Here is a 22,042-nt window from a genome sequence, read left to right as displayed (position 1 = left end):
ATTTAATTCAAGATTTTATTCGTATTAAGCTCACATTTAATTAAATTTCCCTATTAAAATCTTTTCAATTATTTAGAGAAAAATTATGAATTTTTATTCAAATTATGACAAGTTTGTAAACCGACATATTCCGCATACTGAGAAAGAAATTAAAGAAATGCTTCAAACTATTGGCATTGATTCATTAGATGAGTTAATTGAAAAAACAATTCCAAGTTCTATAAGATTAGAGAAAAGTCCGCAACTTGATAGTGCATTAACAGAAACAGAACTTTTAAATGAAATGCAAAACCTTGGTTCAAAAAATAAAATATTTAAAAATTTTATTGGACAGGGATATTACGGCACAATTACTCCTTCGGTTATCAAAAGAAATATTTTGGAAAATTCCGGCTGGTACACGCAATATACACCGTATCAAGCAGAAATTTCACAAGGAAGATTAGAAGCATTATTGAATTTTCAAACAATGATTTCCGATTTAACAGCATTGCCAATTGCAAATGCATCTTTACTTGATGAAGGAACGTCCGCAGCTGAAGCTATGAATATGCTATTCGGATTACGAAAACAAAATAAAAAAAATGCCGATACAATTTTGGTATCAGATAAAGTATTTACTCAAACAGTTGATGTTCTTAAAACTCGAGCAATTCCATTAGGAATTAAAATCAAAATTGATGCAGTGGAAAATTTTAATCTTGCTGATAATATTTTTGCAATTTTAGTTCAATATCCAAATGAGGATGGAAGCATTTTTGATTTAACAAAATTGTTTTGTGATGCAAAAGAAAAAGGAATTTACAAAATTGTTGCCGCTGATATTTTAAGCTTATCATTACTTAAACCTCCCGGAGAATTTGATGCCGATGTTGTTGTTGGCTCTACTCAAAGATTTGGAATTCCTATGGGATTTGGCGGACCTCATGCAGCATACTTTGCAACAAAAGAAGAATTTAAAAGATCTATACCTGGAAGAATTATTGGTATTTCTGTTGATTCAAAAGGGAATCGCGCATTAAGAATGGCGCTTCAAACAAGAGAACAACACATTAAACGCGAACGCGCAACAAGTAATATTTGTACTGCTCAAGTGTTGCTTGCAATAATGTCTGGAATGTATGCTGTCTATCATGGGAAAAATGGAATTTTAAAAATTGCCGAAAGAATAAATTCACTAACAAAATATTTATATTCAAATTTAAAGAATATGGAAATTGAATTTATTTCAGAAACTTTTTTTGATACTTTAACATTTACTCTAAATTTAGAGCATTATCGAAAACTAAAAGACTTAACACTTGAAAATGAAATAAATTTAAATTGGATTGAAAATAGTAAGGTAGGAATTTCAATCGGCGAAGATATTAATTTTGATGATATTGTAAAACTTATCGAATTAATTTCGCAAGCTATAAACAAACCTTTTATTCACACTGAAAATAATTTTGAAAGTATTCCAAAAGAACTTAAAAGAAATTCTGAATTTCTAACAAATCAAGTTTTTGAAAATTATCATTCAGAATCCGAAATGATGAGATACATAAAAAGTTTAGAGAAGAAAGATTTATCTTTAACTTCATCAATGATACCTCTTGGTTCTTGCACAATGAAATTGAATGCAGCAAGTGAATTATATGCTTTGTCAAATCCTAAATTTAGTAATATTCATCCGTTTGCACCGTTTGATCAAGTTGAAGGTTATTCAATTATGATTGAAAAATTGCAGAATCAAATTGCTGAATTAACTGGATTGCCGGGTGTTTCTCTTCAACCAAATTCTGGCGCGCAAGGTGAATATGCAGGACTTCTTGTAATCCGTGCATATCATTTAGATAGAGGGAATTTTGAAAGAAATGTAATTCTTATTCCATCCTCTGCGCATGGAACAAATCCAGCAAGTGCAGTATTAGCAGGAAATAAAGTAGTTGTTGTAAAGTGTGATGAATATGGAAATATCGATCTTGATGATTTAAAAATAAAAGCTGAACAAAACAAAAATATTTTGGCTGGATTGATGGTTACATATCCATCAACACACGGAGTTTTTGAAGAAAATATAATTGATATAACGAAAATCATTCATGATAATGGCGGATTGGTTTATATGGATGGAGCAAATTTAAATGCTCAACTTTGTTTAACTAATCCAGCAAAAATTGGTGCTGATGTATGTCATTTAAACCTACATAAAACTTTTGCAATTCCGCATGGCGGCGGCGGTCCGGGAGTTGGACCAATTGCAGTTTCAGAAGAATTAAAAAAATATTTACCCGGCCACTCTGTTGTGAAAATTGGAGGTGAAAAATCAATACATGCTGTTTCTTCTTCACCGTTTGGAAGTGCAAGTGTGCTTACAATTTCTTATGCATATATAAGAATGATGGGTAGTGAAGGTTTAAAAATGGCCACTCAAATAGCAATTTTAAATGCGAATTATATAAAATCAAAATTAGGTAAAAATTATAAAACTCTTTATGAAGGCAAAAATGGATTTGTTGCTCATGAAATGATTTTAGATACAAGAGAGTTTAAAACTCGTGCGAACGTTGAAGTTGAAGATATTGCTAAAAGACTTATGGATTATGGCTATCACGCTCCAACGGTTTCTTTTCCAGTTGCTGGAACTTTAATGATTGAACCTACTGAAAGTGAATCAAAGTTTGAGCTTGATAAATTCTGTAATGCAATGGAATTGATTTATTCTGAAATTGATGAAATAGAAAACGGAAAATATTCAAAAGAAGAAAATGTTTTGAAAAATGCGCCGCATACTTTAAATGATGTTGTTAAAGAATGGACTCACCCTTATCCAATTTCCAAAGCTGTTGCGCCGGTTGATTGGGTAATGAAAAATAAGTTTTGGCCAACTGTAAATAGAATAGATAATGCTTATGGTGATAGAAATTTAGTATGCAGTTGCGAACCAATTGAATCATACAAATAAATGAAAACAATGAGCGAGTCTTGTGAAATATTGAAAAATTCTAAAACAATTGCTGTTGTTGGAATTTCAAGCAATTCGTTTAGAACTAGCAGAAATATTGCCGATTACCTTCGACGTAACGGTTATGATGTTGTTGGAGTAAATCCTAATAAAACTTTTTCCAATGCAGATGGAATAAAAGTTTATAATTCATTAAAAGAAATTCCGCACAAAATTGATATTGTAAATGTTTTCAGAAAATCTGAAGATATTCCTCAAATTATTGAAGATGTGAATGAAATAAATCCAAAAGTTCTTTGGCTTCAATTGGGAATTAGAAATGATGAGGCAGTAAAAAGTTCTATTGAAAAGGGAATAACTGTTATTCAAGATTCATGTATAAAAGTTGAACATTCTTATTGTTTCTGATAGGAAATTAAATTTTGAAAAGAATTTTATTAACAGTTTTATTTTTTATCTTCACTTCAATTTTTGCACAAAATGATGAACTAAATTCTACTGAAATATTTTATAAAATTGATTCAATAAAAATTTCCGGAAATGAAATTACCGAAGATGAAATTATTTTAAGAGAATTAGATTTTAATGTTGGACAATTAATTACTCAAGCTCAGTTAAATTTTAACAAAGAAAGAATTTTTAGCTTAGGTTTATTTAATAAAGTTGAATTAAATATTCATGAAGAAAACGAAATTAACATTTTGGAAATTTCGGTTTTTGAAAGCTGGTACATATATCCGTTACCATATTTAAGTATTCGAGATAATAGAATATCCCGCGCCTCATATGGAATAATTCTGCTTTATAAAAATTTTCGTGGAAGAAATGAAACCATAACCGGATTAGCAACTTTTGGTTACAATCCAAGTTATTCAATTTCATATTATAATCCGGTATTAATTTCGGGAGAAAATTTTACGTTTGGAATTGGCTTAGGTTATACAGATGTGTTAAACAGAAATTTAATTTCCCAAAATCTAAATGGTAAAAATTTTGAATACAATTATATTTATTCAAATTTAAGCTTAGGTTATCGATTAAATTTATTTAACAACTTATCGATTTCACCTTCGTTTGAATATATTGAGATTCCAAAAAAAATTTCAAACTTATCGGCTACAAATAAAAACATTGATAGAATTTTTTCTTTAATTTTTAAATATGAATTTGATAATAGAAATTTAAAACAATTTTCAGATGATGGACTTTTTGCCTCAACATTTTTTTCGAAAAAGGGCTTTGGAATTAACGATGCTGACTACAATATTTTTTCAGTGGATTTCAGAGAATACAGAAAAATATTTGGTGAACTTTCGGCAAAATGGCGAGGTTATTTTCGCCATACTTTCGGGGAACAAGTTCCGTTTTACGAATTATCGGTTTTAGGAGATTTTGAATTTATTCGCGGACATAAATTTGATAAGCGAGAAGGAAATAATTATTTACTTGGTTCCCTTGAAATGAATTATCCAATTATTAAATCTTGGGATTTCTCACTATCACTTCCATATTTGCCAAATAGATTAACATCAGCGCGAATTGGAATTTATACAAATTTATTTTTTGATACCGGCACAACTTACAATAATGGTGAACCATTAACTTTAAATGCTTTTGATTCCGGTTGGGGATTTGGTTTAACAGTTCTAGTTTTACCATACAATGCGTTTAGATTTGAATATGCATTTGATGAATTCGGGAAAGGAGAATTTATTTTAGAATCCGGTTTTTCATTTTAAATTTTGAGGAATAAATGGAAGAAATAATTTTTGCATTAAAATCCGGAGGAATTGGTTTGCTTTCCGGAATTGCAATTGGTTTTATTTCAAAAAAAGTTTCAAAGATTTTAGTATTCTTTTTGGCTGTTGGATTTATTTTAATACAAGTAGCAGTTTATAATGGATATTTGGAAGTTGACTGGCTATCATGGGGAAATAAAGCTGCTGATTTGGTGAAAAGCGCAGATATTTCCACTGATTCAATTAAAGATTTATTTCTTAGAAATGCTCCATTTGCAATTGCCGCATTGGTTGGATTTATCTTTGGTTTTAAGAAAGGATAAATTTAAATGAATTTTTCAAACACGGAATTTTATTACACGGATCCGCAAAATATTATTGAAGATAGAATTCTAATTTTAGAAGAAGAAGCTAAACATATTGCATCAGTAATGAGATATAAAATTGGTGATGAAATTTTAGTAACTGATGGAATTGGAAATTTATTCAAATCGCAAATTGATGTTATAAAAAAAAATGAAATTCATCTTACAGTTTTAAATAGAAATACAATAACAAAATTTTTTTCGAATTTTACATTTTATATTCCGATATTAAAATTTTCCGATAGATTTGAATTTTCACTCGAAAAATGTGTGGAATTAGGAATTAAAAATTTTAAAATATTTTCTGCTGAGAAAAGTCAAACACGTGGAATAAAAATTGAAAGATGGAAAAATGTTTTAATTTCTGCAATGAAACAAAGCTTGCAAACTCATCTTCCAACAATCGAATTTATTGAATTGAAATATCAAGAAATTTCAAGTGATTTAAATTTAGTTTTCGAACAAAATGCAGAAATTGACTTTGTTTATTTTTTATCTAATTCAGAAAATTCTCAAAACCTTAAAAGAAAATTAAATTTATTTTTTGGACCAGAAGCAGGTTTAACAAAAGCTGATATTGATAAAATACCAAATCCGGTTTTTGTGAATATGAATAAAAATCGTTTGCGATCTGAAACTGCAGTAATTTCTGCAGCATCAATTTTAACTAACATTTTAAATAAATAAATTTCTGAATAAATAATTCTAATTATTTGTTTCAAACCAATTTAATGCCGTTTCAAGATTTCTGTGAGTTCCCGATAAAATTAAAGTATCGAATTTTTGAATTTTCTCTTCATCAAAATTATCCGAAATAATTTTATTTTCTCTAACAATCCCAATTATTTTAATCAGATCATTTTTAACCGGATCAATTTCAATTATATTTTTAGAAATTAATTTTGAACTTGAGCTGATAAAAAACATTTCATTGTCTTTCTGAACAATATCAGATTCAAAAATATTCCAATCGTAATTTTGATTGTTTGATGTAAAAAATTTGTAATGTTCTTTTTTAAGCAAATTTGTTTGAAGTCGCGTAATATTTCTTGGCAAATTATAATAGTCTAAAATGTGATTTATAAAAACTAGTGAAGTTTCAAGATCTTGAGAAATAACTAAATCAGCGCCAAGTTTGTACATTTCCTCAACTTGTGTTACATAATTTGCGCGAACAATTAATTTAATATTTGGATTTATAGATTTCGCAATTTTGATTGAGCGCTGTGTTGCTTCAATATCTGAGATTGCAATTACAAGCAATGCTGCATTGATAATTCCCATTGAATCTAAATTTTCTTTTCTATCGAGTTCGCCATAATAAATTGGGTAATTCAACTTTTTATATTTGCTTACTGTTTTCGGATTTGCTTCAATTATAATAAATGGAATTCCCATAAGTTTTAAAACATTAGAAATGTTTTTTCCATTTACACCAAATCCGGCAATTATTGCATGATTTTTCTTCGTTATATTTTCATCGTTTTCTATATATCCAACTTTGGTTTTTATAATACTTTTTCTTGAAATATTTTCTCCGATTTTTATTAACATCGGAATAAAAAACATACTTAGAATTGAAGAAGAAAGAAAAAGTTGATAAATATAATCTGAAAATAAATTACTTTGGTTAGAAAGTCTTAACAATATAAAAGAGAATTCACCAATGTGAGATAAACTTAAAGCTGTAAAAACTCCAATACTAATTGGATTTTTTAATAAATTAAATATTGAAAATAAGATGAAACCTTTGATAACTATAAGTAATAATGTAACTGACACAATTTGTAAATAATATGAAGTTACGAAATTTAGATCAATAAACATCCCGATTGAAATAAAGAAAATTGAGTTAAATAAATTTCTTGAGGGAATAAGTTCGGTATTTACGTGATGCGCATGTTCAGTATCTGAAATTGAAAGTCCGGCAATAAAAGCTCCCATAGCAAGTGAAGCACCTAATTTATATGCGGCAAGTGAAATTCCGAATATGATAACAAAAATTGTTACAATAAATAATTCTGCTAAACGCAAATTAATTATGAATGTGAAAAGTCTAGGAATTAAAAATTTGCTGAGTAAAAGCAGAATTGATAAGCTTGCAAAGGAAATTAATACATCATACAAAAGTGAAGTTGAAATATTTGAAGTAGTTGTTAAAGCTGGCAAAAAAATCAAGAAAGGAATTAATACAGCATCTTGAAATAATAAGATTCCGGTTATTTTTATTCCGGATTGAGAATTTAATTTGTCCTTGTCTTTTAAATATTTTAAAATTATTGCCGTACTACTTAATGACAAAGTAAACCCAATAAATATGGATTGAGAAATTGATAATCCAAAAATATAACATACAATGGCAAGGAAAATCCAAGTAATAAAAACTTGCAAACTTCCGTATGTAAAAAAATCTTTTTTCATTTGATTTATTTTGTCAATCGAAAATTCTAATCCGATTGTAAACATCAAAAGAATTATTCCAATTTCGGCAAGGATTTCAATAGCTGAAATATTACTCACAAGACTTAAAGCAGTTGGTCCAATTAAAATGCCCGTAATTAAAAAACCAATTAAAACGGGAATTTTTAATTTAGTTGCAATTAAAATGATTAAAATTGCAAGTGATAGAAGAACAATTATATCGGACAATAATGACATGATTTATGCTTAATAATTTTTATTACAATTTAAATAAAGAAGAGGAGTTTTGTGAAATTTATTTAAAAAATATTGAGATAGAAATTTATCCATCTCAATTAAGTTATATTTTATATCTGATTGAAAAAATAAAATTTCTTCCGGATGAAACCAAGCCCGAACTATATGGACGATATCTTTGGTCAGTAATATTTTCTATTCCACAACCGATTGATATTTTTTCTATAAATCGATAATCAAACTTTAAATTTAATGTGTACCAACTTGGTGAATATGGATTTCCATTTTTATCAATTGCGTAAATATAATTCTTTGATTTTTCTTCTTCTGGCATATTCTTAAATGAAATTTTACCATTTTGAAAATTGTAAAAATCCAATTTAAAATTTCTATATGAATAAGTTATATGAGCAGAAGAAAATATTGGCGCTGCATGTCGTAATGGACTTTTACTTCCGTCATCTAAAATTTCTTCACCTTTTTGATAATTTGTATTTACCGTAAATCCAAATCCATAAGGTAGTTTTATTTCAATTCCGGCTTGGATTCCCCACACATTTGCATTTGCGGCATTTTGAAGTGCTTGTACTTTACTCATTTCGCCGGAATAAATTATACTATCTAATCCATTAAGTGTAAAATCTCTTCTCACCATTGCATTATCTAAATAAGTATAAAATGTAGTAAAATCAATTTTAAGAAAATCACTAAAAACTTTTGCAATTCCTAAATCAATATTATATGCATATTCAGCTTTAAGATTTGGATTTGGTATAATAACAGATCCCGGTTCAGAGTCAAAAACTTTTCCCAAATCATCAACATTTGGCGATCTAAATCCGTTTGATAAATTTAAGTTTATTGTAGTTGATTTATTTGGATTGAAAACTAAACCAAAACTTCCGGAAAAAGATCCTTCATTTAAGTCTGTATTTGTAAATGGAAATGGATAAAAAGTTGTATCAAAATCTGCGCTAAGACTAAAGTAACTGTATCTAAATCCGGTTTCAAAAATTATTTTATCTGTAAGAAAGTTTTTATAATCTATGAAAGCTGATATTGAATTCCATTTTGATTGAGGATATCTCGAAACACCTTTTACAGAATGATTATTATTGATATCTGTATCTTTTCCAGCTGATTTAACATTATTATAAATTTCTTCAATTCCATAAATGACAGATGAATTTTCCGTAAGTTTTTTGTTCATATCAAAATTAATTGAATATACATCTACTTCTTCAAATTTATCGAATCGAATATTATTATTTAAGTCTCTATTATGACGACTTTCTTTAAAATTTTGATGTGCAATTCTAAAAATTAAATTATCATAGAAAATATTTGATTTACTATAAGAAACATTAAAATTATTCATCATCCAAACTTGCGGTCCGTAATACCATTCGGCACTTCGAGGCAAATCATTTCTGTAAATTAATAATCTATCATAACGAGAATAATTTGATGTTTCAGAATATTGAAACCCATAATCAAGTTTAATTTCATCATTTAATAAAAAAATAAATTTTTGTAAAATATTTAGCTGATTATAATCAACTGGTTTTTGAATCAATGGGTTTGAATTTGTTATAACAATATCTTCTGAATTTATTCGTTTCACATATTCATTTCTTAAATATTCATTCGGCCCAAATTCACCCATTTTAACATTTCCAAATTTAGAATACGTTACACTTGAAAGCATTGCAAAATTTTGCCAACCCAAGTTAAAATCTATATGTCCGGTTGCTTCATTATTGGCAGAAGAGAATCTCAAACTTGAATTTCCACTATAAAAAATATTTTCTGTTAAACTCAATTTTGGCTGTAAAGTGTAAAAACTCATTACTCCACCAATTGCATCACTTCCATAAATTACTGAACCGGGTCCAAACAAAACTTCAACATTTTGAAGCGAATAATTGTCTAATGATATTACATTTTGCAGATTACCACTTCTAAAAATTGCAGTGTTCATTCTAATTCCGTCAATGGAAATTAAAAGTCGATTTGTAGCAAAGCCTCTAATCATTGGGCTTCCGCCGCCTTGTTGACTTTTTTGAATAAAAACTTGTCCCGTAGAGTTTAATAAATCTGCAGTTGTTTGAGGATTTTGTAATTCAATATCTTTAGGAGAAATATTTATAATTTTTGAAGAAACTTCATTTTGTGTTTGATTCCATCTTGTAGCAGATACAACAATTTGATCAAGCGAAATATTTGTTGGACTCATAAAAAGAATAAAATTTTCTTTTTCAATTTCTGAAAATGATTTCTCTAGAGTTTCGTAACCTAAATGTTGAAATAATATTTTTTCAGAATTTCTGAAATTGCTTATATCAGCAACACCATTATAATCTGTTGATGTAATTGCATTTGGACTATTAGATTTAATCAGCACTGAAGCTAAAACATCTTCGGTTTCTCTATCTTTAATCAAAATATTTTGAGCATTTATTTTGCAAGAAAATAAAATTAAAAAATAGAGAAGTATAAAAATTTTCATTATAAATCCTTCCCAAATCTAAAAATTAAAAATTGTAGAAATGTTTTGAAAAATTTATAACTACTTTGGAGGAGGTGATAAAGGACAGATAAAATAATAGGAAAGCTTATTCAGATAGCTGCCAAATATTCTTATAAAAATATTTAAAAATATATTATTTGATTCAATAATTTGATTAATATAAAAAATTGAATTAAAGGAGTTTAACTGATTAAAAATTTTATTTGATTTATTTTTTTTTTCAAGTGAAGAGGTTAGTAAATTGAATAATGTTTTGTTTAACTGAGTTTCCTCATCATCAAGCCAGCAATGGAAAACAACGGAATCTCCCCAAAAAATTGTTTCAATAATATCATACATTTTATTATGATATTTAAATTCTTTGGAATGTTCCCATTCAATTTTTGAATTAATTTCTTCGGTTTTAAATTTTAATAAAACTAATTCCGATTTATCAATTTTTTCAATCAACATTTTCTTCACACTTTTTTTTATTGCTCGTTTTTCAATTTGATAAAGTGAAAATGAAAGCCAAAAAGGTATGAATAAAATAAAGATTAGAAATATGGAAATAAATTTTTTCAAAAAATTGCCAAGCAAAATTTTATGGTTATATGAATTTAATAATTCTTTTAACTAATCTTTCAAATTTTTCTTTAGCTAAATCTGCAGTTTCCATAACTTCTTTGTGTGAAAGTTTTTGAGGTGAAAGTCCGGCAGCATAATTTGTAATTAATGAAATTGCAGAAACTTCAATTCCGTGGTAAGCAGCAAAAATTGCTTCGTGAACAGTTGACATTCCAACTGCATCAGCTCCAAATTTCTTTTGCATAATTATTTCCGCGGGAGTTTCATATGTTGGTCCTTTGTTAAACCAATACGTTCCTTCTTTAATTAAAACTTTTTCTTCAAGTGAAGCATTTCTAATTATTTCATTAAACTTTTTTGAAGGAAGATTATGTATAAAATATTTTTGTTCAGTTGTTGGAATTGTTAAAACATTTGAAATTTCTTTTAAAATATTTTGTGAAATAAATCCGGTTACAAGCATTAAATCACCCGGCGAAAAATTTGAATTTATTCCTCCAGCAGCATTTGTTGCTAATAATTTTTTAACATTTAATTGTGATGAAATAAAAGAGGGAATTATACATTTATCAATTTCGTAACCTTCATAAAAGTGAATTCTACCTTGAAAAATCATAACATTTTTATCATAAATTTTGGCAAAATGTAAATATCCTTTATGTCCTTCAACTGTAGAAATTGGGTAATCTGGAATTTCATTTGTGGCAATCGTTTTTTCAATTTTGATTTTATCTGCAAAATCACCAAGTCCGCTGCCAAGAATTATTGAAATATCTGGATCGAAAGGAATTTCAGATTTTAGATACTGAATTAATTTTTTGTATTTAAATTCTAAGTCAATCATTAAAATAAAATTCCAGCTAAAGTTGCGGTCATTAAAGTTGAAAGAGAACCGGCAAGGACTGCTTTCATTCCTAAGCTGGCTAAGGCTGTTCTTTGGTTTGGAGCAATTGGTGCAATTCCACCAATTTGTATTGCAATCGAACTGAAATTAGCAAATCCACACAGAGCATAAGTTGCCATAATTATTGATTTTTCATTTACCATTTCTTTAAGCTTAATTAAATTGCTTAATTCAAAATATGCAACAAACTCATTTAGAACAACTTTGGAACCAATCAAACTTCCGAATTGCAAAGCACTTTCACTCGGAACTCCAATTGCTAATGCTAAATATTGAAGAATAATTCCAAAAATTAATTGAAGGTTTAGAGGTTTGTTATAAGTTTCCATTAAAATTGAATTTAGTCCCGTTAATCCGCCAATAAATTCAAGGAAATAATTCGTTAATGCAATTAAAGCAATAAATGCTAATAACATTCCGCCAACATTTAATGCAAGTTGAAGACCATCGGAAGCTCCTATTGCTGCAGCTTCAATTGTATTTGATGCAGTTTTTTCAACAGCAACTTTTACTTGTCCTTTAGTTTCTGGTTCTTCAATTTCCGGAAAAATAATTTTCGAAATTAATAATGATGCCGGTGCGGCCATTATGCTTGCGCCTAGTAAATGTGAAGCAAACATTAATTGAGCTTCAGTAATAGATAAACCCATTGATTCTCCAAAAGATTGGCTTAACATTTGTATATAAGCTGCCATTACTCCGCCGGCAATTGTTGCCATTCCTCCAGTCATAATTGTTAAAAGTTCACTTTTTGTTAATCCTTTCAAATAAGGTTTAATCATTAATGGAGCTTCTGTTTGTCCCACGAAAATATTTGCAGAAACCGAAAGCGATTCTGCACCGCTAGTTCCTAATAATTTTGACATAACCAAAGCCATTATTTGTACAATTTTTTGCATTACGCCAAGATGGTATAAAACACCCATCAATGTTGCGAAGAAAATTATTGTTGGTAAAACTTGGAATGCAAAGAAGAACCCTAGCGAACCTTCTGCTCCGGGAGCTTTTGCTAAATTTCCAAAAATAAAAACTGCTCCATCAGTTGTGAAATTTAATATTAATACAAAAAAGCTGCTTATCCATTTAAAGAATAATTTTGGCCAGCCAAGAGGTGAAAAAATATTTCCAAGATATTCGCCCTTAATAATGAAAATTGCAAATACAAATTGCATAACCAAACCAGTTGCAACCAATTTCCAATTTATATTTTTTTTATTATTTGAAAAAAGAAATGCAATAAGAAGAATTACAAATATTCCAAAAAATCCGCGAAGAATAGAAATAAAGTCCATATTTAATCCTCACTGGGTATATAATGACATTTTCTGCATCTTGCTTCATAGCTATCAGCAGCGCCAACAACAACTCTTTCATTTGTCTTAATTGTTCGCTGAGTTTTATCAGCGGGATTACCACATTTAACGCAAATTGCTAGAGTTTTTGTAATATATTCTGCGTGTGCAAGAAGCTGCGGAATTGGTTCAAATGGAATTCCTCTATAATCTTGATCAAGTCCGGCAACTATAACTCTTTTCCCGGAATCTGCAAGTTTATTGCAAACTTCTACTAAATCCTCACTAAAAAATTGGGCTTCGTCAATTCCAACAACTTGAGCATTCTTAGAAAATTCTAGAATTTCTTGTGGAGTTTCAACAACTTGTGAAGAAAGTGATTGTTCACTGTGCGAAACAATTTCTTCTTTTGAATACCGGATATCAATTCTCGGCTTAAATACTATTACATTTAATTTTGCTATTTTTGCTCTTCGAAGTCTTCTGATTAATTCTTCGGTTTTTCCGCTAAACATACAACCGGCAATTACTTCTATCCAGCCAGTATTTACGGGATTTGAGTGAGGAGTAAATTCCATCATTTTTTTAGTGATTCCTTGTTAAATGAGTATGGCAATAATTCTTCCAAAGTTAAAATTCTAATTTCGTTATCTCTATTTGTCATAACGACTTCTAAATTTTTTCCGCTAATTTCCATCATTACTTGTCTGCAAGCTCCGCAAGGAGAAATAAAATCTTCCGCATCACTTGTAATAACAATTGTCTTGAATTTTGTTTCGCCTTCTGAAACTGCTTTAAATATTGCAGTTCTCTCAGCACAGTTTGTTAACCCATATGAAGAATTTTCAATATTAACTCCAGTATAAATTTCTCCATTTTCTGAAAGTAGTGCAGCACCAACTCTAAATTTTGAGTATGGTGCGTAAGCTTTTAATTTTGCCGCATTGGCAATTTGAATAAGTTCTGTGTAATTCATAGATCACTTAAATTGTTTGTTAAAAATATGAGTAAACAAATTTAAATCAAAATCACCATTTATCTTTTCTAAAATGACTTAGAACAAAATTTAAAATGATAAATAAATCATAGAATATTTGTAGATAAAAAATTTCAAATATACTAAATCGATATGAAAAATCTTTTTTAAATGATATAACAATAAAAATATCGGTAACAATTTTTATTAAAAATAAATAGATGAAATTTGAATTAACCCAATAAAATAATGGTGAAAATAAAAAAAATAAATTAATTAAGTGCCAAACACCAAGAATGATTTTTAATTTTAGTGAATAATAATTTGATGATGAAGTATGTCGTGATTTTTGTTTTATAAAATCAAAAAAAAATATTTTTGTATTTGAAAAAACTTCAGAATCAATTTCAGTATTAATTCCAATCTTCATTTTATTTTTGATTGCTTCTTGTAATAGTAAATCATCATCGCCGCTTAAAGTTTTTGTTGTATTTTTATATCCATCAATTTTAATAAAAGAATCTTTTTTAAATCCAAAGCTTCTTGATGCAGCAGAATAGGGAAATCCAATATTTGCAAAAGAAAAAGTTAAAATATGTGCCCACAAATTATCAAAACAAGAAATTCTATTTACTAATGATTTAGTTTGGATAAGAGGGGCTTTTCCAAATATAAAATCATATTCTTCATGAAATTTATTTGAAAAAGATTTAATCCAATTTTTTGATGGCTCACAATCGGCATCGGTAATTAGAATATAAGGGAAATTGCTTTTTTCAATTCCAATTTGCAAGGCACCGCGTTTACCTTCATACTTTTTATTTTCTGCTTCGCAAATTCTAAAATTATTTAAATCATTAATTACATTTATTGCTTTTATAAATGTTGAATCATTTGAGTTATCATCAATTATTATAACTTCATAATTTTTCTTTTGATAATTTTGATTAGTTAAATGCTGAATTAGTGATACAATATTATTTTCTTCATTTTTTGCAGAAACTACAATGCTGATTTTTAAATCTTCAAATTCAATAAAATCAGTTTTGGATATAATTGATTTGAATTCAAAAAAAACAACGACAAATAAAAAAAATAAAAAGACTAAGAAGAATAACATTTTAGAAATCCTCTTCTAATAACCATTCCTCTGCAAGTTCTTCACTTACTTCTGCAATAAATCGAGAAGGTTTTGAAAGCGTCATTCCATTATGTCTATCAAAAATATTAATCGGATAAGAAATGTATAAATTTTGTTTAGCGCGAGTTGAAGCAACATACATAAGTCTGCGTTCTTCTTCCAAACTTTCAATTTTATCATAACTCATGCTTGATGGAAAAAATCCTTCAACAGCATGAATTATAAACACCGTATGCCATTCTAAACCTTTTGCAGAATGTATTGTTGATAATGTTAGAACTTCTTGTTCTTTATCTTCTTCACTAATATCTGCTAAACTTTCAGTAGGAGGTTCTAATGCCATATCAGCTAATAGAGAATTTAGCGATTTGTAATTTTCCGTAATATTTATAAAAATTTCCAAATCTTTTTTGCGCTTATTAAAGTCATCATATTTTGATTTGAAAATAGGTTCATAGTAATCCAAAACAATTTCAGCCAATTCTGTTGGCAATTGTCGGCTCGTATGAATTCTATGAAGTGCAAGAAATAAATTGAAAATATTTTCTTTATAACTTTTACTTAAAATATTTTCCGGATGAGATCTAATATTTATTTCACCGCTAATAATTTTTTCAATAATTTCCTGAGCTTTTTTGGGACCAACACCTTCATGCAAAAGCAAAATTCTGTACCAGCTTACAACATCTTTTGGATTTTCAGCAATTCGCAAAAATGCTAAAACATCTTTAACGTGTGCAGTTTCAATAAATTTCATTCCGCCAAATTTTAAATATGGAATATTTGCTTTGTTCAGTTCAATTTCCAAATCAAATGAACTAAATGAAGAACGGAACAAAACAGCAATATCATTAAGAGGAATATTTTCTTCACGCAATTCTAAAATTCTATCTACAATAAATTTTGATTGCATATTTTCTGTTGTTGATGCAATTATTGCCGGAAGTTCGCCGCCGGTTTTTCTTGTAAAAAGTTGTTTGGGATATTTTTCAATTGCTGCATCAATTACATGATTTCCAAAATCTAAAATTTCTTGAGTGCTTCTGTAATTTTCCTCCAACATAATAACTTTTACATCTTTAAATAATTTTGGGAACTGCATGATATTTTTAAAATTCGCACCACGAAAAGAATATATTGATTGCGAATCATCGCCAACAACCATTATGTTATTATTATGTTGAGCTAATCCCAAAACAACATCTGCTTGAAGTTTATTCGTATCTTGGTATTCATCAACCATTACATATTTTATGGTGCTTGTAAGAATTTGTGATTTGATTTTATCATTTAAAAAATCCCGAAGATAAACCAATAAATCATCATAATCTAAAAGGAGACTTTTCTTTTTATAATTTTTGTACAGATTAGAAATTTCAATGATCTTTTCTAAATTTTCAGCAAAATGCGGATATTCTTCTACAAGAATTTCTTCTATTTTTTTCCCGGTGTTTACACTTAAACTTATAATTTTTGCAATTGTTTGTTTATTGGGAAATCTCTTTTTAAGTTTCACTAAATCAAGTTGAGCGCGAATAAGATTAATTACGTCTTCGCTATCGCTTTGATCAAGAATTGTAAATGCTGAATCTAATCCAATTAATTTTGAATATTTTCTTAAAGTCAAATTTGCAAATGAATGAAAAGTTCCGCCATTAATTTTTGAACATCGATTATCTAATAAAACTGCTGCGCGATTCATCATTTCTTTTGCAGATTTGCGTGTAAAAGTAAGAAGTAAGATTGATTTTGGGTCAATTCCCATTTCTATTAGTCGAGCTACGCGATAAACTAGAGTTCTAGTTTTTCCGGTTCCGGCTCCGGCAATTACAAGATAAGCACCTTCGGTAGATGCAACAGCTTCATATTGTGCAGGATTTAATTCATTTTGATAATCAATTTCAAACTTGCTTTCATCAAATTTATGTTTTTGAATTTCAAGTTTATTGATTTTTGATAATCGATATTTTTTTTGCATTATTTTCGGAGAGCTTTTGGCTTACTTAAAATTTCTTGAACAACTATAAAATTCTTAAGATTATTTTTTTCTTCTAATAATTTTGCAAATCGATTTGGTTGATTCTTTTCTTGTCCAATTATTACTTTATCTTTAAATGAACTATGTTTTTCTTTTAATGATTTGATTTCAGATTTATGTGTCAAATATTTTTCTGAATAATTATCTTCATTTCCATCATTTATTTCTTCAAGACTTTTTTCAGAATCATAATTTTCATAATCTAAATTCCGTGATTCTAAAGTTGGCAAATTATCAGTTGAATAATTTGGAATCTCAGATTTCTGAGATTCCGGTAATTCTAATTTGAAACCTAAAATTTCTTCTAAAACTTGAGTACCGGTTTTTGGTAAATTTCGATTTTTATTTGGTTCAAAATTAGGTTTTGATAACTTTTGCTTTTCAGAATTTGGAATATTACTTTTATCCTTTTTCTTTCTTGATGAAGATATTGCGCTAAGAATAAAAATGATAACAATAATTATTTGTAAAAAATCTTCCATTATTTTTTCTCAGTTTCTGAATCACCCTTTGCAATTGAATTACGCATATTAGTATCTGATTGAACATTTTTAAGATTATAATAATCCATAATTCCCATGTTTCCACTTCTAAAAGCTTCAGCCATTGCTAAAGGAATTTCAGCTTCAGCTTCTACAACTTTTGCACGCATTTCTTGTTCTAAAGCAACAGCTGCAGCACGTCTTTCTTCGGCTTTTGCACGTGCAACTTTTAAATCAGCTTCTGCTTGATCTGCTTGTAATATTGCGCCTATATTTGTACCAACATCAACATCTGCAATATCAATTGAAAGAATTTCAAATGCTGTTCCAGCATCTAATCCTTTTGATAAAACTGATTTTGAAATATTATCCGGATTTTCTAAAACCATTTTATGCGTATTGCTTGAACCAATTGTTGAAACAATTCCTTCACCAACTCTAGCTAAAACTGTTGCTTCACCAGCACCTCCAACCAATCTTTCAATATTTGCACGAACAGTAACTCTTGCAATTGCCTTAAGTTGAATTCCATCTTTTGCAACTGCAGCAACTAAGGGAGTTTCAATAACTTTTGGAACAACCGACATTTTAACTGCTTCCAAAACATCTCTTCCAGCAAGATCAATAGCAGCAGCTTTTTCAAAAGATAAATCCAAATTCGCTTTGTTTGCGGAGATTAAAGCATTAACAACTTTTGTAACATTTCCACCAGCTAAATAATGGGCTTCTAATGCAGAAGCTTCTAAGGTTATACCGGCTTTAGTTGCAGAAATTAAATTTCTTACAATTATTGATGGTGGTACTTTTCTCAATCGCATTCCAACTAAATCTTTAAATATTTTAAGTTTAACACCAGAAAAATACGCGGTTATAAAAAGTCCTACCGGAACAAAATATGTAAATAGAATTAATAAAAATATTATTCCAATAATTAAAACTACAGAAAGACCAGTAAAAGCTTCCATAATAACTCCTTGATAAAAATAATCTAATCTATTTATTTGATGTATAATTTAGCAAAACGTATGAATTAAAGAAATACATTTGAAGGAAAATTTTATTTATTCTTAAAAAATTTTGAAAAGAATGAGAAATTCCAGAATGAACATTTTTCAAAATAGAGCGATAATTATTTATAAATTTGTTTACCTTGATTACACAGTTTTCAATATTTATATTTATTATTAGTTAATTAAATAAGTACGAAAATTTAAAGATTGGAAAAAATATGGAAGGAAACTTTTCGGAACGAGTTCAAGAAGTAATTAGACTTAGTCGTGAAGAAGCATTACGACTTGGTCATGATTATATTGGAACCGAGCATCTTCTTTTAGGAATTATTAGAGAAAGTCATGGTGTAGCCGTAAAAATTATGGTAAACTTAGGTGTTGATTTGGCTCATCTTAAAAAAACAATAGAAGAAACCGTAAAATCTACTGGTGGAACTTTAACAATTGGAAATATTCCTTTAACAAAACAAGCTGAAAAAGTTCTAAAGATTACACAAATTGAATCAAAAATTTATAAATCGGATGTAATTGGAACCGAACATATTCTTCTTTCACTTCTAAGAGATGAAGATAATGTAGCCACTCAAATCTTGAATCAATTCAGTATAACTTATGAAACTGCTAGAGCAGAATTAAATAATATTTTAAGTGGAAAAAGTTTTTCTCAGCAAGATAAACCAATTGTTTCGTTTCCACAGAGCAAAAAACCTGAAAAGACAAAAACCCCGGTTTTGGATAATTTTGGTAGAGATTTAACAAAACTAGCTGCCGAAGATAAATTAGATCCGGTTGTAGGAAGGGAAAAAGAAATTGAAAGAGTTGCACAAGTTTTAAGCAGAAGGAAAAAGAATAATCCAGTTTTAATTGGAGAGCCTGGAGTTGGCAAAACTGCAATTGCGGAAGGTTTAGCTTTAAGAATTGATCAACGAAAAGTTCCAAGAATACTGCAAGATAAAAGAGTTGTAACTCTTGATTTAGCTGGTTTAGTTGCTGGAACAAAATACCGCGGACAATTTGAAGAAAGAATGAAAGCATTGATGAATGAACTCGAAAAAGCTCACGATGTAATTTTATTCATAGATGAATTGCATACAATTGTTGGTGCTGGCGGAGCATCTGGTTCACTCGATGCCTCAAATATGTTCAAACCTGCTTTAGCTCGTGGAGATATTCAATGTATCGGAGCAACAACTTTAGATGAATATCGAAAATATATTGAAACTGACGGAGCATTAGATAGACGATTCCAAAAAGTTATGGTTGAACCGCCAACTGTTGATGAAACAATAAAAATATTGGATTTCATCAAATTCAAATATGAACAACATCATCATGTTAAATATTCGGATGAAGCAATTATCTCTGCTGTAAAACTAAGTGATAGATATATAACCGATAGATATTTACCGGATAAAGCGATTGATGTTTTAGATGAAGCTGGATCTCGCGTTCACATGGGAAATTTTACGGTTTCTGAAGATATTTTAGTGCTTGAACAAAAAGTTGAAAAAATCAAACAAGAAAAAATAGATGTAGTAAAACAACAAGATTATGAGCAAGCTGCACGTCTTCGTGATCAAGAAAGACAGCTTCAAATAGAATTAGAAAATGCGAAAAATGAGTGGGAAGAAAGAACTAAAAATGAAGTTTACGATGTAAGCGAAGAAGTAATAGGAACAGTAGTTTCAATGATGACTGGAATTCCGGTAACACGTGTAGTTCAAGCTGAATCTGAAAAAATTATGAAAATGGAAGAAGTAATTAAGAAAAAAATTGTCGGTCAAGATGAAGCTGTAACACGACTATCAAAAGCAATAAGAAGAACACGTGCCGGATTGAAAAATCCAAACAAACCAATAGGAAGTTTTATCTTTTTAGGTCCAACCGGCGTTGGGAAAACTCAATTAGCAAAGGAATTAGCAAAATATCTATTTGATTCGGAAGATTCACTAATTAGAATTGATATGAGTGAATATATGGAAAAATTTGCCGTATCAAGATTAGTTGGAGCACCTCCGGGATATGTGGGTTATGAAGAAGGCGGACAACTTACTGAACGTGTTCGAAGAAAACCTTATTCAGTAGTTTTGTTTGATGAAATTGAAAAAGCTCATCCCGATGTATTTAATATTTTACTTCAAGTTCTTGACGATGGACAATTAACAGATAGTTTGGGAAGACGAGTTGATTTCAAAAATACAATTATAATTATGACCTCAAACGTTGGTACAAAAAATATTAAAGCAACCGGTGGTTACGGATTTGGTAGTGAAACAGTTTCTGATAAATATGCAAATCTAAAGAGTACGGTTCAAGATGCAATGAAAAATTTATTTAATCCAGAATTCTTAAATAGAATTGATGAAACAATTGTTTTCAGAAATTTAGAGAAAGAAGATATCAAGAAAATTGCTTCAGTAGAAATGAAAGATTTAATTAATAATCTGAAAGAAAATAAAATGAAGATTATTTTGGATGAATCTGCTGAAGATTTCATTTCTGAAAAAGGATTTGATCCCAAGTATGGAGCACGCCCATTAAGACGAGCAATTCAGCAATATATTGAAGATCCTCTTGCTGAAGAGATTTTACGCGAAGTCTTTAAAGAAGGTGATACAATAATTGTTAAACATAAACTTCAAACTGAAGAATTATATTTTGTTGCAGGTGAACGTATTAATAAAATTGAAGAAAATAAACATGAGGAGGAGAATAATCCAAGTTAGTTTTGTAAATTAACGTAACAAAAAAATTAAATCTGGATTACCTAATTATGACAAATCAAGAATTATTACAAATGTTTTATAAAAGCAATGCCCTTTTAGAAGGGCATTTTTTATTAACTTCCGGTAGACATAGTAACCAATATTTTCAATGTGCAAAAGTTTTACAATATCCAAATTATACTGAAGCAATTTGCAAAGTAATTACAGATTTTTTTAAGGATTACAAAATTGATTTGGTAATTTCACCAGCTATTGGCGGAATTGTTGTGGGTCAAGAAGTTGCACGACAATTAAATAAAAAATTTATTTTTGCAGAAAGAGAAGAAAAAAATTTAACATTACGAAGAGGATTTGAAATTCAAGAAGGTGAAAATGTTTTAGTTTGCGAGGATGTTGTAACAACCGGCGGTTCTGTTTTTGAAGTTATTGAAATTGTAAAAAAAGCAAATGCAAATGTTGTTGCTGTAGGAATGATTGTTGATAGAAGCAATGGAAAGGTAAATTTTGGTGTTTCACAAAAAAGCACAATACAATTGGAGGTTATTTCATATCAACCAGATGAATGCCCAATTTGTAAAACTGATATTCCATTAATAAAACCCGGAAGTAGGAAAGTATAATTATTTATCTTATAAGATTTGTGTTATTAGTATTCTATTTATTTTTG

18 protein-coding genes are annotated in these 22,042 nt (G+C 29.0%); 7 read left to right on the top strand and 11 right to left on the bottom strand.

Annotated elements, in window-relative coordinates; genetic code table 11:
* Positions 1–85 precede the first annotated feature (85 nt).
* The 5 genes from gcvP to IPM32_15070 are packed head-to-tail and all read left to right on the top strand — an operon-like array spanning position 86 to position 5,738.
* Entirely contained in the window at positions 86–2,947 is a 2,862-nt protein-coding gene (gcvP, locus tag IPM32_15090) for an aminomethyl-transferring glycine dehydrogenase (GenBank protein MBK8946580.1), read from the top strand.
* Positions 2,948–3,355 carry a CoA-binding protein gene (locus IPM32_15085; GenBank protein ID MBK8946579.1) on the top strand — a complete coding sequence of 136 codons (408 nt, stop codon included), beginning with the start codon at positions 2,948–2,950 and terminating at the stop codon, positions 3,353–3,355.
* A gap of 14 nt (positions 3,356–3,369) precedes the next feature.
* Entirely contained in the window at positions 3,370–4,686 is a 1,317-nt protein-coding gene (locus tag IPM32_15080) for a hypothetical protein (GenBank protein ID MBK8946578.1), read from the top strand.
* A 14-nt stretch (positions 4,687–4,700) separates the two neighbouring features.
* Complete coding sequence (locus IPM32_15075; GenBank protein ID MBK8946577.1) at positions 4,701–5,009, top strand: FUN14 domain-containing protein; 309 nt, start codon at positions 4,701–4,703, stop codon at positions 5,007–5,009.
* A 6-nt stretch (positions 5,010–5,015) separates the two neighbouring features.
* The gene (locus IPM32_15070; protein MBK8946576.1) at positions 5,016–5,738 is read left to right on the top strand and encodes a 16S rRNA (uracil(1498)-N(3))-methyltransferase; all 723 of its coding nucleotides are present in this window, start codon (positions 5,016–5,018) and stop codon (positions 5,736–5,738) included.
* 18 nt (positions 5,739–5,756) lie between these two features.
* On the opposite strand, the gene IPM32_15065 is transcribed toward IPM32_15070, so the two are convergent.
* The 11 genes from IPM32_15065 to floA form a co-directional block, all read right to left on the bottom strand.
* On the bottom strand, positions 5,757–7,709 hold the full coding sequence (locus tag IPM32_15065) for a cation:proton antiporter (GenBank protein ID MBK8946575.1): 1,953 nt from the start codon (positions 7,707–7,709) through the stop codon (positions 5,757–5,759).
* A gap of 103 nt (positions 7,710–7,812) precedes the next feature.
* Positions 7,813–10,218, bottom strand: coding sequence for a TonB-dependent receptor (locus IPM32_15060; GenBank protein MBK8946574.1), 2,406 nt, complete (start codon positions 10,216–10,218; stop codon positions 7,813–7,815).
* Positions 10,219–10,278: 60 nt separating this feature from the next.
* The gene (locus IPM32_15055) at positions 10,279–10,803 is read right to left on the bottom strand and encodes a hypothetical protein (protein ID MBK8946573.1); all 525 of its coding nucleotides are present in this window, start codon (positions 10,801–10,803) and stop codon (positions 10,279–10,281) included.
* A 25-nt stretch (positions 10,804–10,828) separates the two neighbouring features.
* A complete protein-coding gene (locus IPM32_15050) occupies positions 10,829–11,650 on the bottom strand; it encodes a purine-nucleoside phosphorylase (GenBank protein ID MBK8946572.1) in 822 nt (273 codons plus the stop codon).
* Positions 11,650–13,002, bottom strand: a complete 1,353-nt coding sequence (locus tag IPM32_15045; GenBank protein ID MBK8946571.1) for a NupC/NupG family nucleoside CNT transporter — start codon at positions 13,000–13,002, stop codon at positions 11,650–11,652. The genes IPM32_15050 and IPM32_15045 overlap by 1 nt, the downstream gene beginning before the upstream one ends.
* A 2-nt stretch (positions 13,003–13,004) precedes the next feature.
* Positions 13,005–13,580, bottom strand: a complete 576-nt coding sequence (locus tag IPM32_15040) for a thymidine kinase (GenBank protein ID MBK8946570.1) — start codon at positions 13,578–13,580, stop codon at positions 13,005–13,007.
* On the bottom strand, positions 13,580–13,978 hold the full coding sequence (cdd, locus tag IPM32_15035; protein MBK8946569.1) for a cytidine deaminase: 399 nt from the start codon (positions 13,976–13,978) through the stop codon (positions 13,580–13,582). The genes IPM32_15040 and cdd overlap by 1 nt, the downstream gene beginning before the upstream one ends.
* A 52-nt stretch (positions 13,979–14,030) precedes the next feature.
* Complete coding sequence (locus IPM32_15030; GenBank protein ID MBK8946568.1) at positions 14,031–15,098, bottom strand: glycosyltransferase; 1,068 nt, start codon at positions 15,096–15,098, stop codon at positions 14,031–14,033.
* A 1-nt stretch (position 15,099) separates the two neighbouring features.
* Entirely contained in the window at positions 15,100–17,097 is a 1,998-nt protein-coding gene (locus IPM32_15025) for an ATP-dependent helicase (GenBank protein MBK8946567.1), read from the bottom strand.
* Positions 17,097–17,639, bottom strand: a complete 543-nt coding sequence (locus IPM32_15020; GenBank protein MBK8946566.1) for a hypothetical protein — start codon at positions 17,637–17,639, stop codon at positions 17,097–17,099. The genes IPM32_15025 and IPM32_15020 overlap by 1 nt, the downstream gene beginning before the upstream one ends.
* Positions 17,639–18,604, bottom strand: a complete 966-nt coding sequence (gene floA, locus IPM32_15015; GenBank protein MBK8946565.1) for a flotillin-like protein FloA — start codon at positions 18,602–18,604, stop codon at positions 17,639–17,641. The genes IPM32_15020 and floA overlap by 1 nt, the downstream gene beginning before the upstream one ends.
* A gap of 263 nt (positions 18,605–18,867) precedes the next feature.
* Here floA and IPM32_15010 point away from each other — a divergent pair, with 263 nt between their 5' ends.
* Entirely contained in the window at positions 18,868–21,375 is a 2,508-nt protein-coding gene (locus tag IPM32_15010) for an ATP-dependent Clp protease ATP-binding subunit (GenBank protein ID MBK8946564.1), read from the top strand.
* Positions 21,376–21,422: 47 nt separating this feature from the next.
* Positions 21,423–21,995 carry an orotate phosphoribosyltransferase gene (locus IPM32_15005; protein MBK8946563.1) on the top strand — a complete coding sequence of 191 codons (573 nt, stop codon included), beginning with the start codon at positions 21,423–21,425 and terminating at the stop codon, positions 21,993–21,995.
* Positions 21,996–22,042 lie beyond the last annotated feature (47 nt).

The organism is Ignavibacteriota bacterium (assembly GCA_016716225.1).
GTDB lineage: Bacteria > Bacteroidota > Ignavibacteria > Ignavibacteriales > Melioribacteraceae.
The sequence above is the reverse complement of the archived record's forward strand: the minus strand, read 5'-3'. Positions and strand labels throughout refer to the sequence as shown.

Coding starts and splice junctions, on each gene's coding strand:
- IPM32_15060 (MBK8946574.1), bottom strand. CDS start 10,218: ATGAAAATTTTTATACTTCTCTATTTTTTAATTTTATTTTCTTGCAAA.
- IPM32_15065 (MBK8946575.1), bottom strand. CDS start 7,709: ATGTCATTATTGTCCGATATAATTGTTCTTCTATCACTTGCAATTTTA.
- IPM32_15020 (MBK8946566.1), bottom strand. CDS start 17,639: ATGGAAGATTTTTTACAAATAATTATTGTTATCATTTTTATTCTTAGC.
- IPM32_15025 (MBK8946567.1), bottom strand. CDS start 17,097: ATGCAAAAAAAATATCGATTATCAAAAATCAATAAACTTGAAATTCAA.
- IPM32_15045 (MBK8946571.1), bottom strand. CDS start 13,002: ATGGACTTTATTTCTATTCTTCGCGGATTTTTTGGAATATTTGTAATT.
- cdd (MBK8946569.1), bottom strand. CDS start 13,978: ATGAATTACACAGAACTTATTCAAATTGCCAATGCGGCAAAATTAAAA.
- IPM32_15075 (MBK8946577.1), top strand. CDS start 4,701: ATGGAAGAAATAATTTTTGCATTAAAATCCGGAGGAATTGGTTTGCTT.
- gcvP (MBK8946580.1), top strand. CDS start 86: ATGAATTTTTATTCAAATTATGACAAGTTTGTAAACCGACATATTCCG.
- IPM32_15005 (MBK8946563.1), top strand. CDS start 21,423: ATGACAAATCAAGAATTATTACAAATGTTTTATAAAAGCAATGCCCTT.
- IPM32_15070 (MBK8946576.1), top strand. CDS start 5,016: ATGAATTTTTCAAACACGGAATTTTATTACACGGATCCGCAAAATATT.
- IPM32_15010 (MBK8946564.1), top strand. CDS start 18,868: ATGGAAGGAAACTTTTCGGAACGAGTTCAAGAAGTAATTAGACTTAGT.
- IPM32_15050 (MBK8946572.1), bottom strand. CDS start 11,650: ATGATTGACTTAGAATTTAAATACAAAAAATTAATTCAGTATCTAAAA.
- floA (MBK8946565.1), bottom strand. CDS start 18,604: ATGGAAGCTTTTACTGGTCTTTCTGTAGTTTTAATTATTGGAATAATA.
- IPM32_15040 (MBK8946570.1), bottom strand. CDS start 13,580: ATGGAATTTACTCCTCACTCAAATCCCGTAAATACTGGCTGGATAGAA.
- IPM32_15030 (MBK8946568.1), bottom strand. CDS start 15,098: ATGTTATTCTTCTTAGTCTTTTTATTTTTTTTATTTGTCGTTGTTTTT.
- IPM32_15085 (MBK8946579.1), top strand. CDS start 2,948: ATGAAAACAATGAGCGAGTCTTGTGAAATATTGAAAAATTCTAAAACA.